This is a genomic window from Actinoplanes sp. NPDC048796, from assembly GCF_040650035.1.
In the GTDB taxonomy this organism is placed as follows: domain Bacteria; phylum Actinomycetota; class Actinomycetes; order Mycobacteriales; family Micromonosporaceae; genus Actinoplanes.
The window spans coordinates 592,957-606,425 of the sequence record NZ_JBEZGO010000001.1 but is presented as its reverse complement, the minus strand read 5'-3'; the positions used below and the strand labels follow the sequence as shown (position 1 = coordinate 606,425).

Genomic DNA, 13,469 nt, shown 5'->3' with positions numbered 1-13,469 from the left:
TGCCGCCCGCCGCAAGCCCAGCCTGATCATGTCGCCCTTTGTCCCCCGCACATGGACGAAGGGACTACGCGATCCGTCTTTCTCCCAAGGGTCACCGCGACTGTGGGAGTCAGGCGGAGGAGGGCGGTTCGGCGGCTATGCGGGCCGGAACTACTACGAGGAGGAGGCTCAGGGAGTTGGCGACCGCGCTGCCGGTCGCGTAGTGCGGGATCGCGGCGTTGAGTGCGGGCGACGAAGCCGGGGATGGCCTGGTCGTCCAAGGGCAGGGCGCCGGCAGTGAGGCCGGCGGCCGCGAGCCCCAGCGTGGCTGGTGCTGACAGGTGTCTCCGGCCGGCGGTCGGCGGACCGTCGCTCAGCGGCGACTGGCCGGCGGCAGTGCCGGGTGACTCAAGTCCGCAGGCCGGCCTCGGAGACGCTGAGCGACCCTGCGCGCGTTGGGCGGCCTACGAGCGCGGGACGGCCGTGCGGGCGCTGGGTGGCCTGCGAGCGCGGGCGGCCTACGAGCGCGGGACGGCCGTGCGGGCGCTGGTTGGCGCCTGCGGGCGCTGGGTGGCCTGCGGGCCCGGGGCGGCGACGGGCCGCCGGGTGGCTCAGGAGCGCTGGGCGGACTCGCGGGCCAGGCGTTTGCGTTCGCGCTGTTCGCGGGTGTAGCGCTTGCGGTTTTCGAGGTCTCGTTTCCACTGTTCGCGGGCGCCCTCGTCGCAGCCCTGGACGGCGTTGCGGGTCTGGGCGGGTCCGATGATGGAGCGGAACCACCAGTCGTCGAACGTGTCGTGGAACCACTGCTTCACCCGGCCGCGGCCTTCAGCGTTCTTCGCCATGACCCTCACGCCCTCCTATCGTTGCCACGCCAACTATTTGTACCCCAACTATCGGGTGGGTAACCAGCCTCCTGAGGCAATCGCGGCGGTGGTGTGGCCACCGCCACACGCGAGAGCACGACGAGCCCGGCGCGGGCGGCACCGATGTCGGTCATCCGTGTTCGACCACCGGGCGGATCTCCACCGCGCTGTGCGTGTCGCGCACCTCGGGCAGCAGTGCCGCCAAGCCCTGAACCTCGTCGAGGTCTCCCGCCTCGATCAGGTAGAAGCCGCCGAGGATCTCCGCGTACGGGCCGTCGGTGGCCACGCCCGGTTCCCGCAGGGTGGTGGCGAAGCCGCCGGCGACGCGGCGGCCGGTCGGGGGTCGCTGGCCATGTCGGTTCCTTTCGCTGGTCCTGCCGCCCCGGCGAACGGGTTTCCCCGGCAATCGACTACCTCACGAAACCGCCGCGTCCACGGTCAGGGTTCCGGCGTCCGCGTCCAGCTCGGCCATGGTTCCGACGGGCAGATTTTCACCATCCAGGCCCCCGATCAGGGGTACGGACAGAGCACCGCACCAATCGTGCAGAACGTCCAGCACGCCAGGGCCGCAGTCGGTGTACCGCCCTACGGCCACGCCCCGCAGCCCGTCGAGCCGGCCCGCGTTGCGCAGCATGGTGAGCTGCCGGTCGATGTGGCCGGCGGCCAGCCCGTCCCCCTCGAGCAGCAGGATCGCCCCGCTCAGGCTGGGCAGCACCCACCCGGCGGCCGCGGCCACCTGGTCCTGGTCGCCGCCGAGGAGCACGCCCCGGGCCCGCCCGGTGGTGGTCAGCTCCCCGGTCGGCGCCTTGGGGTCGGACACCAGGGTGACCCGTTCGGCGCCGAACGCGCCGGCCGGATCGCCGCGCAGGCCGGCCAGCCCGGCCCGCTCCCACAGGGCCAGGTGCACGATCGCGCCGTCGCCGCCGGCGATGAACAGCTTCGGGTGGGCGGCGGCGGTGTTGAAGTCGAGGCGGTTCACGATCCGGTGCTCCCGCCGGTCGCCGCGCACGGCCACGAGTGCCCGCACCCCGGGGTCGCGCAGCGCCCGGTTGAGGTCCTCTGCCCGGTGCGTCTCGCTCTCCTGGAACGTGTACGCGCCGGCGCTGACCCGCAGCCCCAGCCCTTCGAGCCGCGCCCGGATCGCCTCGGCGTCCCGGCGGATCGCCGGCCCGCCGGGAGCGACCAGGCGCACCTCGTCACCGGCGCGCAGCCGCGGCGGCTGGACCACATCGACCTCGTTGTATGCAAGCCCCACGAGGGCATTATCGCGCCGCTGACCGGTACGTAGCCGCGCCGGATTGCCGCCCGTGACCGGATCGGTCCGGGGTGGGGCGTGAACGTGCCTTACGGGCGTGGCCGGCGCCGGCGAATCATCAAGGCATGACGAACGCGCTTCTGGTGATCGACGTACAGGAATCGTTCCGCGAGCGGCCGCTGTGGGCGACGCTGAACAACCCGGCTCTGATCGGCAACGTGCGGCGGCTGGTCGAGGCGGCGCGGGCGGCCGGCGACAAGGTCGTCTGGGTGTTGCACGCCGAGCCGGGCAGCGGCGGGCTCTTCGACCCCGAGAGCGGCCACGTGCGGGTGGTGGCGGAACTGGAGCCGGCCAAGGACGAGGCCGTCGTGACCAAGACCTCGCACAACGCCTTCACCACGACCAACCTCCAGCAGCTGTTGACGGCCGCCGGGGTGACCTCGGTGGCGGTGACCGGTCTGCGCACCGAGCAGTGCGTGGAGACGACGGCCCGGGTGGCCTCCGACTTCGGGTACCAGGTCACCTTCCTCACCGACGCCACCGGCACCTTCCCGATCCCGCACTGGACGGCGCCGGCCGGCCAGAGCGTCGAGGAGCTGCTGGCCGACCCGCGTACGCGGGCGGCGGCGGACGTCGTGGCCCGCACCGAGTACGCGCTGGCCGGGCGGTTCGCCGCCGTCCGAACGGTCGCCGACTATCTGGGGGAGTGACCGGATCGTGCAACGGGTGGTCTTCGTACTGACGCCGCAGTTGCATCTGCTCGATCTGGCCGGCCCGGCGCAGGTCTTCAGGACGGCGCCGGGCTACGCGCTGCACTACGTGGCCTCGGCCGCCTCGGTCCCGACCTGGCAGGGTGTCTGGCTGCAGGCCGCCGTCGGGTGGCCGGAGCTCACCCCGGACGACCTGGTGCTGGTGCCCGGCTGGCGGGACGGCTTCGACCCGCCCGGCCCGGCCCTGCTGGCCCGGATCGCCGCCCACCACGAGGCCGGCGGCACGGTGGCCAGCGTCTGCTCGGGCGCCTCCGCGCTCGGCCTGGCCGGCCTGCTCGACGGCCGGCGCTGCACGACGCACCACGACCTGCAGGAGACGCTGGCCCGCCGGCATCCGCGGGCCACGGTGATCCGCGACGTCCTGTACGTCAGCGACGGCCGCGTGGTCACCTCGGCCGGCATCGCCAGCGGCATCGACCTGGCCCTGCACCTGGTCGCCCAGCGGCACGGTCCGGCGGTGGCGGCCCGGGTGGCCCGCGAGATGGTGGTCTACGCCCGGCGCAACGGCGGCGAACAGCAGGCGTCGGCGATGCTGCGCCACCGCGGCCACCTCAGCGACGTCGTGCACCGCGTGCAGGACCGCATCGACGGATCGTTCAGCGATCCCCTGCCCCTGGCCGACCTGGCCGCCGGGGCCGGGGTGAGCGAACGCACCCTGACCCGCCTCTTCGAGGCCGCGACCGGGCAGACGCCCCTGCGCTACCAGCAGCAGTTGCGCGTCGAGCGCGCCGAATACCTGATCGGCCACGGCACCACGGTCGAGGCCGCGGCCCGGGCCGTCGGTTTCGGCGACGCCCGGATGCTGCGCCGCCTACGCGCCCGCGCCACCTGACGGCCGCTCCGTCCGGACCGGGTCGCCCCGGACCAGGTCGTCGTGGATCCGCCAGCGGGACGTCTCGACCGCGCGGGCGGCGGCCTCGTCAGCCTCCTGGAGGCGGGCTTGGAGGCGGCGCAGGGCGACGGCCCGGTTGAGGGAGAACTGTCGCTCGGTGTCGGCCACCACGACCAGGCCGGACGGGCGGTGGGTGGCGCGGACGGCCGTGCTCGCCTTGTTGCGGTGCTGACCGCCCGGGCCGCCGGTGCGGACGGGGACGATGTCGACGTCGTCCTCCGAGAAGGGGGTCGCCACGGTGTCGAACGAGCAGGGCTGGGCGGTCACGTACCAGTTCTTGCGGCCCGTCGACCGGTACGGGCTGGGCGCCTGCCAGCACAGCGTCCCCGTCCAGGAGGCCGCGAAGTCGTCGTCGCCCAGCCGGACCACCGCCGACCGCAGCGTGCCCGGGCGGTCGCCGGCCACCGTCGTCAGTCGCTCGCAGCGCACGCCGTGGCGCCGGGCGTCGGCCTCCAGGCGCGGGAGCAGGCGGGCCACGGCCCACGAGCACTCGAGCGGCCCGCGACCGGCCGACAGCATCAGGTGCCTGGTCATCAGTGGGCCACCGTCTTGTAGGTGACCAGCGGGACGGTGACCGCCACCGGGGTGGCCAGGTCGTGGGCGGTGAGGTCGCCGACGACCTGTTCGATGCGTTTGTACGCCGTGGGCGCCTCCTCGAACAGGAGTTGCCGGTCGCCGCAGACGACGATCGAGCCGACCGGCGTACGGCGAAGCTCCTCGACCGTGTGTTTGGCCTTGCCCCGGCGCAACGCGTCGGAGCGGGACATCTTGCGGCCGGCCCCGTGCGCCACCGAGTAGTTCGCCTCGGCGCCGGCGTGGGCCGCCACGAGAAAGGACGGGGTGCCCCGGGTGCCGGCGACCAGCACGTCGCGGCCGTCGCCCCGGGCCGCGCCCTTGCGGTGCAGATAGGCGCCGTCGCGGACCTCGACCAGGTTGTGGCACTCGTCGACGATCGGGTCCTCGGGGGTGGCGCCGAGGGCGAGGGCGACGCGGGCGGCCATCAGGCGGCGGTTGAGCGAACCCCAGCGCACCGCGTCGTCGTGGGCGGCCAGGTAGGCCGCCGGATCCTCGGCCGGGCCGGCGCCGTGCACCTCGGTGTGCGCGCGCAGGATGCGCTCGCCGAGGCCCCGTGAGCCACTGTGGACGATGAGGACCAGGTCGCCGCGGTCCAGGCCGGGGCGTTCGGCGTGTACGGCGTCGACGCGGGCCAGCTCGACGAAGTGGTTGCCGCGGCCGACGGTGCCGAGGTGGTCGCTGTGGCCGGCCGGGATGCTCGGTTCGACGTACGACCAAGCAAGGTCGTCGGGTTGGGGGGAGTAGTCGAGGTCGGGGAACTTGCGGGCCAGCTTCTCCGCGACCGGGCGTTTGAGCCGGATCGGGAAGACGGCGATGCCGCAGCCGATGTCGGAACCGACCAGGAACGGGTAGAGAACCGTGGAGAGCATGGCGGCGCCGATCGGGGCGCCCTTGCCGGGGTGCAGGTCGGGCATGCCGGCCACGTGGAGCATACCGTCGAGGGCGGCCACCTGGTGGCACTGGTCGACGGCACTGGACTCGATCCAGCTGGAGGGGGACGCGAAGACAGAAACCGTCGCTGACAAAACCGGCGCTCTTTCGAAAAACGGTGGAGAGGAACGGAATCGATGCTTCGTCAGTACGGGCCGTCTGCCAACTCATTTATTAGGCTTCAGGGATGACGGCCGGGTTGGTGCTCGCGGCGGGTGCGGGGCGGCGGTACGGCATGCCCAAGGCGCTCGTCCGATACTCCGGGAAGTTGTTGGTGGAGCGGGCGGTCGACACCCTGCGTGAGGCGCGGTTGTCGCCCATCGTGGTCGTGCTGGGAGCCGCCGCCGATCAGATGCCCGATCTTCCCGGCGTCGTGGTCAACCCGGACTGGGAGACGGGCATGGCGTCCTCGCTGAAGGTGGGGCTGAGCGCCCTCGAGGCGACCGAGGCCGAGGCGGCCGTGGTGCTGCTGGTCGACATGCCGGGCGTCTCGGCCGAGGCGGTCCGCCGGGTCAGCGCCTCGGCGAGCGCGGACGCGCTGGTCATGGGCGGGTACGGAAAACGGCGCGGGCACCCGGTGCTGCTCGGCCGCGAGCACTGGGCAGGTGTGGCGGCGTCCGCCACCGGGGACTCCGGAGCGCGGGACTACCTGCGCGCGCACGCCGGGCTGGTCCAGGTGGTCGCCGTGGGCGACGTATCCGATGATCTCGACCTCGACGTTCCGGAGTTGAATCCCCATGCGTGACGTACTGGATCCCCTGCTCCGCTGGTGGGCGGCGGGCGAGCCGGCCGGCCTGGCCACCGTGACCGCCACCTGGTCGAGCGCGCCTCGCCAGCCGGGCGCGGCGATGGCCGTCGGACCGGACGGCACGGTCGCCGGCAGCGTGTCCGGCGGCTGCGTGGAGGGCGCGGTCTACGAGATCTGCCGTGAGGTGGCCGAGACCGGCCAGGCCCGCACGGTCCGGTTCGGGGTGAGCGACGACGACGCGTTCGAGGTCGGCCTGACCTGCGGCGGCACCATCGAAATGCTCATCGAGCGGGTCGACCGGGAGTCCTTCCCGGAGCTGCCGGCGCTGGCCGAGGCGATCACCGCCAACCGGCCGGTCGCCCTGCTCACCCGCCTCGACGAGACCACGGCCCGGCACCTGCTGATCACCCCCGACGAGCGGAGCGGCACGCTCGGCGGTGACCGGCTCGACGACGCGGCCACCGACGACGGGCGCGGGCTGCTGGCCGCCGGCCGCACCGGGACGCTGCACTACGGCCCCAGCGGCGAACGCCGCGGCGAGGGCCTGTCGGTGCTGGTCGGCTCGTTCGCCCCGCCGGCCCGGATGCTGGTCTTCGGCGCCACCGACCACGCGGCGGCGACCGCCCGCATCGGGTCGTTCCTCGGCTACCACGTGACCGTGTGCGACGCCCGGCCGGTCTTCGCCACCAGGAAGCGTTTCCCGTCGGCCGACGAGGTCGTGGTCGACTGGCCGCACCGCTACCTGGCCGCCGAGGCCGAGGCCGGGCGCGTCGACGGGCGTACCGTCCTCTGTGTCCTGACCCACGACCCCAAGTTCGACGTGCCGGTGCTGGAGGTCGCGTTGCGGCTGCCGGTCGCCTATGTGGGCGCGATGGGCTCCCGGCGTACCCACGACGACCGGCTCAAACGGCTCGAGGAGACCGGCCTGACCGGCGACGAGACGACCCGCCTGGCGTCACCGGTCGGGCTCGACCTGGGCGCCCGCACGCCGGAGGAGACCGCGGTCAGCATCGCCGCCGAGATCGTCGCCCTGCGCTGGGGCGGCTCGGGCGCCCGGCTCACCACCACCGCCGGCCGCATCCACGGCCTCAGCCCAGAAAACCTCTGACCGCGGCCAGCCCCAGCGCCGTACGCGGGTGATAGGCCGTCCGCCACAGCCCGCCGTGCGCCGCCTCGACCGCCTCGTCGCGCCACGCCTCGGCCGCCGCCGGGCGCGGATTGCGCAGCTGGTGGACCATCAGCACGGCCATCAGGCGGTTCGCGGTCGCCGGTTCGAAGATCTCGACGTCGAAGCGGTGCGCGCCGGCGTAGGCCGCGGCCAGGATCCGGTGGGAGACGACCGATCTGGTCCGGGCCGGAGGCGCCACCGAGAAACTGACCGCGCCGTCCCGCCGGGCCAGGCTGGCCCGCCAGCGCTGAATGCGTTTGGCCAGCGCGTAGTTGGGACCCTGCTGCGGAACCAGACTGTCGTTGATGCCCGGCTCAGTGCCGTCCGGGTAGTTCGGCTGCAGAAGCCGCCCACCGGAGAGCGCGCCGGTCACCCGGGCCAGGCGCGACCGCGCGCGGAAACGTTCGGCCGACTGCGCGACGGCCGAGGACGGCACGGCGAAGACGTCCGTCGGCGTGGCGAGAAAGGCCAGGGCGACATCGTCACGGACCTTCTTGAGGTACGCCGCGAGCGCGTCCACGGTCACCGAAAGCTTGGTGTACGCGGCGCCGGGCGCGTAGACGTAGTTGCCCAGCGTCAGGCGCCCCTCCGGCCGGTCGGCCAGCCAGTGCGCGAGCCCGCCGACGTCCTCGAGCAGGTCGACACCCCGCGGCACGATCAACCGCCCGGCCGACCGGGCGGCCAGCGCCGAGATCCGGTCCTCCACACGGGGCAGGTCGACGCCGATGACAGTCGCACCCCACTCGAGCACCGCCGGAAGAGGGCCCATCTCGGCCCCGGCACCGAGCACGACCAGCTGCTGGTCGCTCAGATCGAGCCAGTCCGGGTTGTCCCGCACGGCCCGCACCGCGGTGGCGCACGACTCCTCGATCACACCGGCCTCGACCCATTTGTCGAGCCGGCGATCGAGTGCCGCGCCTCGGAGAAGTTCTTTTCCGTACGGTAGAGCGACCTCGCGCGACGGCTTCTCGCCACCCTCGACCGTGACCGTCTCCAGCGGCTTCCCGGGCGCGGTGATCGGCACCGGCATCCGCTCGTGGACCGAGGCCAGCCCGGCGGCGGCCACCTCGTAGCCGGTCTTCGCCGTCGCGATCAACTGCCGGAAGTGCCGTGGATAGCCGCGCCGCCAATCCGGCTCCGCGGCCGCGGCACCGGCCGCCTCCGGCGAGACGGCGCGCAGGGCGTCCGCGACCACCGACCGCCCGAAGGCCGAACTGCTCGGACGGCCGGACGCGCCGGCGGGAAACGTGATCACGGGCGACATCCTCTCCTACCCCGGTAGGAGGCCGCCTCCGACCCCGGGGCCACCGTCCGGGCCGGCGGCAGGAAGAGACGGCCGTCGAACGGCGCGACGCTGCCAGACATGACAACCACGACTGCCCGCACCGGCCGGCAACGCCGGCACCGGCCGCTGCTGACGCTCACCGCCGCGATGGCCGTGCTGGCGCTCGTCACCGCGGCCGGGCTCGCCGTCGACGACCGGACCCTGCTCGGCGCGAACGTCTGGCTCAAGCCGTTCAAGTTCGCCGTCAGCTTCGCGGTGTACGGCTTCACGCTGGCCTGGATCCTGTCGGTGCTGCCCCGCCGCAGCCGCCTCGCCGAATGGTCGTCCACCGTGATCGTCGCGGTCTCCGTCGTCGAGGTCGCGATCATCACGTTCCAGGCGGCCCGCGGCCACCGCAGTCACTACAACGACACGACTCCCTTCGACAGCCGCCTCTGGTCGATCATGGGCGCCTCGATCATGGTGCTGTTCGTGGCCCACCTCGTGGTCGCGGTGGTGGCCCTGAGGCAGCGCCTCCCCGACCGGGTCGCGGCGTACGGAATCCGCCTCGGCCTGCTCCTGGCCCTGCTCGGCTTCCTGGCCGCCATACCGATGGTCATGTCGACGGACACCGGCATCGACGGCATCAGCGGCGCCCACGCGGTCGGCGTGCCCGACGGCGGCCCCGGCCTGCCCCTGACCGGATGGAGCACCACCGGCGGCGACCTGCGCGTCGGCCACTTCATCGGCATGCACGGCCTGCAGGCGCTGCCGCTGCTGGCGTTCCTGCTCACCCGCACCCGCCTCGGCACGAGCCAGAGCACGCGTCTGCTGCTGACGGCCGCGTCCGCCTACGCGGCGACGGTCGCGATCGTCACGTGGCAGGCGCTGCGTGGTCAGCCCCTGCTGGCGCCCGACGCCGCGACGCTGGCGGCGGCCGGTGCTGTCGTGGTGGCCACGCTCATCGCCACCACCCTGATCGTGCGGAGTGCGCGAGTTGGATGACCGAAGCGGCTCCGTTCGCGGCCTAGGCTGGCGGGCATGGGCTGGGTAGAGCGTCTGTTCGATCGCCGCGACGCGTGGCTGCGTCTCGTGCTGCTCGACCTCAGCGGCCTCGGCTACCTGTACCTCAACGAGCTCACCAGACCGTCCCCGCCGCAGCTGATCCTCGCGCTCGGCGCCTTCGTCGCGATCCTCGCCCTGATCCGGTGGCCGCTGGTCAGCCTGCTCGTGCAGACCGCCCTGCTCGTGCTGGCGCTCCTGGTGGTCGACGACCCGACGATCAACGTGGTCGGCTCGAGCTGGATGCTGGCCGAACTGGTGGCGTGGGCGGCCCGCCCGGTCGTCTACTGGTCCGGCACGGTGCTGCTGCTGGCGGTGCATGTCGTGCTGGGGGCCGAGCGGCCCGTCGAGCTGCTGCTGCCGGTGGGGCTGCCGCTCCTGCTCGGCCTGGTCGTGCGCACGAACCACGAGCTGGGCGAGCAGCGGCGCCGCCGCGAGGCCGAGGAGGCGCGCCGCCGGGAGTCGGAGGCGCGGGCCGACCGGGCCGACGAGCGCAGCGCGATCGCCCGGGAGTTGCACGACGTCGTGGCCCACCATGTCGCCTCGATGGTGTTGCGTGTGGGTGTCGCCCGCCATGTCGTGCCGGGCCTCGATCCTCGGATCTCCGCGGTGCTCGACGACGTCCACGGCACGGGCACGACCGCGCTGGCTGATCTCCGTCGCTTGGTCGCGGCTCTGCGAGACCCTTCCGCCGTACGCGGTGACGCCGCTTTCACCGCGATCGAGCCGGGCGCGCTGCCGGCCGCGCTCGGAGCGGCCGTGGAGCGGGCCCGCATGACCGGCCTCACCGTGGAAGCCGACATCGACGAGGCGGTCGGCGGTTTGGATGCCGTACGGGCGATGGCTGTTCTCCGCCTGACCCAGGAGGCACTGACCAACGTGGCCAAACACGCCGGCCCGGCCGCCGTGGCCCGGCTGCGCGTGAGCGTCGAGGAGGAGAACGTGTGGTGGGAGGTCGCCGATGAGGGCGGCGCTCCACCGGCGTCCGCCCCACCCGGCGGCGGCCACGGCCTGACCGGCATGCACGAGCGGGTCGCCGTCCTCGGCGGTGAACTGACCGCCGGCCCCGCCGGCTCGGGCTGGCGGGTTTCGGCAGTGCTACCCGCGCACAACGGCGCGGCGGAGGGGGCGACAGCGTGAGGCGGGAATGGCCCGGCCGGGCGGATGGCGGCGTGGGGGTGGGCGTGTGATTCGGGTGCTTCTCGTGGACGACCAGCAGCTCATTCGGTCGGGGCTGCGGATGCTGTGTGAGGCCGAGGGTGACCTCGAAGTGGTGGGGGAGGCCGGGGACGGGCGGGAGGCGATCGCTCTGGCCGAGCGGCTCCGGCCCGATGTCGTGGTGATGGATCTGCGCATGCCGGGGGTGGACGGGATCAGTGCGACCAGCCGCATCCTCGCGGGGCGGCCCGCCACGCGGGTGCTGGTGCTGACCACGTTCGGGGACGACGACCACCTCTATCCGGCGCTCACCGCGGGTGCGGCCGGGTTCCTGCTCAAGGACGCGCCGCCGTCCGAGTTGCTGGACGGGATCAGGCGGGTCGCGGCCGGGGACAGCCCGTTCAGTCAGGATGTCCTGCGGCGGCTCGTGCGGCGGGCGGTCGGGGCCGGCAGTGAGCGCCGGCGGCCGGTCGACGGGCTCACCGCGCGGGAGCGCGACGTTCTGGGGCTGGTCGGTGAGGGGCTGTCCAACGCGGAGATCGCCGAGCGGCTGCACATCGGGGTGACCACCGTGAAGACGCACATCACGGCGCTGATGACGAAGACGAACAGTCCCAACCGCGTACGGCTGGCGCTGACCGCTCACCAGGCTTGAAAACATCGAAAGGCCGGAGATCCGTGGCGGCGGATCTCCGGCCCTGCGGCTGTCAAGCTATACGATCACTGCAACGCTGTCGCGCCAGCGCGCCGGTCAGCCCTGGCGGCCGTTCCAGCGGGGGTTCTTCTTGTTGATGACCACCTGGCGGCCGCGGCGACGGGTGACGACGCTGCCCGGCTTGCTCTTCAGCGAACGCAGCGAGTTGCGGACCTTCATGGGATCTCCCTCTTTCCGCGCCGGCTTGCGGTTCGCCAGACGCAATGGAGGTAACGCCACTGGTGAGCCCCCTATTTCCGTACGGGCGAGGAATTCGGACCGATCGGTCCGGGCTGCTGGTTGCGGTCTCGGAGTGATCATCGGGCGGGCATCAGGTGGGGCCGCGCGGCGGCCGATCCGACGGGCATGCGCAAGCGAACCCTCGGGACCCTGGTCACCGCCGCCGTTGTCGCCGTGTCCGGTACGGCCGTTCCCGCCTTGGGCGCGACCGGCGAAGGGACGGTCATCGGGGCCGGCGCGCCCGGCGCGATTCCCGGGCGCTACATCGTCACGCTCGACGAGCACGCCCCCAAGGGTGACGTCGCGGCGATGGCCGCCGGTGGCGACGGCGTCTTCGTGGCCGAGATGAGCGCGAAACAGGCCCGCCGCCTCGCCGCCGACCCCGAGGTCCGCTCCATCGAGCAGGACCGCCGGCTGCGCCTGGAAGGAACTCAGCGCAACCCGGGCTGGAACCTCGACCGCATCGACCAGCGGCCGGCCAAGCTGTCCAAGTCGTTCACGCCGACCGACGACGGCAGCGCCGTCCACGCGTACGTCATCGACACCGGTATCCGGATCACCCATGCCGAGTTCGCGGGCGGCCGGGCCACCTACGGCTACGACGCGGTCGACGGCGACGGCTTCGCCGCCGACTGCAACGGGCACGGTACGCACGTGGCCGGCACCATCGGCGGCACCCGCTTCGGCGTCGCCAAGCGGGTGCGCCTGGTCGCCGTCCGGGTCCTCGACTGCGCCGGCGAGGGCTCGCTGTCGCAGGTCATCGCCGGCGTCAACTGGGTCACGGCCAACGCGGTCAAGCCGGCCGTGGCCAACATGAGCATGGGCGGCGCGTTCAGCCCGGCGCTCGAGGCCAGCATCCAGAAATCCATCAACGCGGGTGTCACCTACGTGGTGGCCGCCGGCAACGAGGACGCCAACGCCACCAACACGAGCCCGGCCGGACTGCCGGCCGCGATCACCGTGGGCGCCACCGACGGCAGGGACCGCCGGGCGGGCTTCTCCAACTTCGGGGCGTCGCTCGACCTGTTCGCGCCGGGCGTGGGCATCCGTTCCGCGTACGCCTGGAGCAATTCCGCCTCCGCGGTCATGGACGGCACCTCGATGGCCTCGCCACACGTGGCCGGCGCGGCCGCGCTGGCCCTGGACGCCAACCCGGGGATGAGCCCGGCCCAGGTCCGCAACTACCTGGTCACCTACTCCACCAAGAACAAGGTCAAGGACGCCCACGGCTCGCCCAACCGGCTGCTCTTCGTGCCCGGGCCGCCGGCCAAGCCGGTCATCAGGTCGGCCGCCGTCGTGGTCGCCGCCAACCGCGCCGCGAAGATCACGCTGTCGGCGAGCCGCAAGGGCACGTGGAGCCTCACCGCGGGCCGCCTGCCGACCGGCCTCAAGCTCTCCGCCGGCGGCGTCATCACCGGCACGCCGACGGGCCGGGGCACGGCGAAGGTCACCGTCAAATTCACCGATTTCGTTCCGTACGCGGTCACGCGCACCCTAGCGGTGACGATCCGCAACACCGTGCCGGTCATCAACCCGGTCGCGATGCCCCAGGGCGTCGTGGGCGCCGGCTTCGAGGCGGCGCTCAGCGTCGCCGACGGGCGTGCCGGGTCGTGGTCGGTGACCGCGGGTTCGCTGCCGGAGGGACTGACGCTGCGCGCGAACGGTGTCATCGAGGGTGTGCCGGCGGTCGCGGGCGCCGGAACCTTCACGGCGGCCTTCGCGGACGGCTGGGGCAACAGGGTGATCCGCACCTACACCATCGAGGTCGCCTGAGGGTCAGGCCGGCCCGTCCCGCTCGACGACCGGGGGCACGGCATCGACGAGCGGGACGGGGGCCGGGTGCGGTGTGTTGCCCGGCTCGGCGTGGGCG

The 13,469-nt window shown here is 73.0% G+C and carries 15 protein-coding genes; 8 read left to right on the top strand and 7 right to left on the bottom strand.

The annotated features are described in order from the left end of the window. Positions 1–590: 590 nt before the first annotated feature. The 3 genes from AB0C26_RS02890 to AB0C26_RS02880 all read right to left on the bottom strand — a co-directional run bounded on the left by AB0C26_RS02890 (position 591) and on the right by AB0C26_RS02880 (position 2,097). On the bottom strand, positions 591–821 hold the full coding sequence (locus AB0C26_RS02890) for a hypothetical protein (RefSeq protein WP_360240502.1): 231 nt from the start codon (positions 819–821) through the stop codon (positions 591–593). A gap of 151 nt (positions 822–972) precedes the next feature. Then, a complete protein-coding gene (locus tag AB0C26_RS02885) occupies positions 973–1,128 on the bottom strand; it encodes a YciI family protein (protein WP_360240499.1) in 156 nt (51 codons plus the stop codon). A gap of 129 nt (positions 1,129–1,257) precedes the next feature. After that, on the bottom strand, positions 1,258–2,097 hold the full coding sequence (locus AB0C26_RS02880) for an LD-carboxypeptidase (protein WP_360240496.1): 840 nt from the start codon (positions 2,095–2,097) through the stop codon (positions 1,258–1,260). A gap of 125 nt (positions 2,098–2,222) precedes the next feature. Here AB0C26_RS02880 and AB0C26_RS02875 point away from each other — a divergent pair, with 125 nt between their 5' ends. Both AB0C26_RS02875 and AB0C26_RS02870 read left to right on the top strand, forming a co-directional pair. Beyond that, on the top strand, positions 2,223–2,807 hold the full coding sequence (locus AB0C26_RS02875; protein ID WP_360240493.1) for an isochorismatase family protein: 585 nt from the start codon (positions 2,223–2,225) through the stop codon (positions 2,805–2,807). Between the two features lie 7 nt (positions 2,808–2,814). After that, on the top strand, positions 2,815–3,699 hold the full coding sequence (locus AB0C26_RS02870) for a DJ-1/PfpI family protein (RefSeq protein ID WP_360240490.1): 885 nt from the start codon (positions 2,815–2,817) through the stop codon (positions 3,697–3,699). On the opposite strand, the gene prfH is transcribed toward AB0C26_RS02870, so the two are convergent. After that, positions 3,679–4,293 (bottom strand): peptide chain release factor H, encoded by a 615-nt coding sequence (gene prfH / locus AB0C26_RS02865; protein WP_360240487.1) that lies wholly within the window; start codon positions 4,291–4,293, stop codon positions 3,679–3,681. The genes AB0C26_RS02870 and prfH overlap by 21 nt on opposite strands. Continuing rightward, positions 4,293–5,360, bottom strand: coding sequence for an RNA ligase RtcB family protein (locus tag AB0C26_RS02860; RefSeq protein WP_360240484.1), 1,068 nt, complete (start codon positions 5,358–5,360; stop codon positions 4,293–4,295). The genes prfH and AB0C26_RS02860 overlap by 1 nt, the downstream gene beginning before the upstream one ends. Positions 5,361–5,452: 92 nt before the next feature. Between AB0C26_RS02860 and AB0C26_RS02855 the strand changes: the two genes are divergently transcribed. Next, positions 5,453–6,010, top strand: coding sequence for a nucleotidyltransferase family protein (locus AB0C26_RS02855; RefSeq protein WP_360240481.1), 558 nt, complete (start codon positions 5,453–5,455; stop codon positions 6,008–6,010). Next, positions 6,003–7,121 carry an XdhC family protein gene (locus AB0C26_RS02850; protein ID WP_360240478.1) on the top strand — a complete coding sequence of 373 codons (1,119 nt, stop codon included), beginning with the start codon at positions 6,003–6,005 and terminating at the stop codon, positions 7,119–7,121. The genes AB0C26_RS02855 and AB0C26_RS02850 overlap by 8 nt, the downstream gene beginning before the upstream one ends. On the opposite strand, the gene AB0C26_RS02845 is transcribed toward AB0C26_RS02850, so the two are convergent. After that, positions 7,102–8,445, bottom strand: coding sequence for a hypothetical protein (locus tag AB0C26_RS02845; protein ID WP_360240475.1), 1,344 nt, complete (start codon positions 8,443–8,445; stop codon positions 7,102–7,104). The genes AB0C26_RS02850 and AB0C26_RS02845 overlap by 20 nt on opposite strands. 99 nt (positions 8,446–8,544) lie before the next feature. On the opposite strand from AB0C26_RS02845, the gene AB0C26_RS02840 reads away from it, so the two are divergent. Genes AB0C26_RS02840 through AB0C26_RS02830 form a run of 3 tightly spaced genes read left to right on the top strand, consistent with a single transcriptional unit; the run spans position 8,545 to position 11,320 of the window. After that, a complete protein-coding gene (locus AB0C26_RS02840; RefSeq protein ID WP_360240472.1) occupies positions 8,545–9,450 on the top strand; it encodes a hypothetical protein in 906 nt (301 codons plus the stop codon). Between the two features lie 36 nt (positions 9,451–9,486). Further along, entirely contained in the window at positions 9,487–10,647 is a 1,161-nt protein-coding gene (locus tag AB0C26_RS02835; RefSeq protein ID WP_360240469.1) for a histidine kinase, read from the top strand. 46 nt (positions 10,648–10,693) lie between these two features. Next, positions 10,694–11,320, top strand: a complete 627-nt coding sequence (locus AB0C26_RS02830; protein WP_360240466.1) for a response regulator transcription factor — start codon at positions 10,694–10,696, stop codon at positions 11,318–11,320. A 96-nt stretch (positions 11,321–11,416) separates the two neighbouring features. On the opposite strand, the gene AB0C26_RS02825 is transcribed toward AB0C26_RS02830, so the two are convergent. Then, complete coding sequence (locus tag AB0C26_RS02825; RefSeq protein WP_127501833.1) at positions 11,417–11,539, bottom strand: ribosomal protein bL36; 123 nt, start codon at positions 11,537–11,539, stop codon at positions 11,417–11,419. A gap of 186 nt (positions 11,540–11,725) precedes the next feature. Here AB0C26_RS02825 and AB0C26_RS02820 point away from each other — a divergent pair, with 186 nt between their 5' ends. Further along, a complete protein-coding gene (locus AB0C26_RS02820) occupies positions 11,726–13,372 on the top strand; it encodes a S8 family serine peptidase (protein ID WP_360240463.1) in 1,647 nt (548 codons plus the stop codon). Positions 13,373–13,469: the final 97 nt, after the last annotated feature.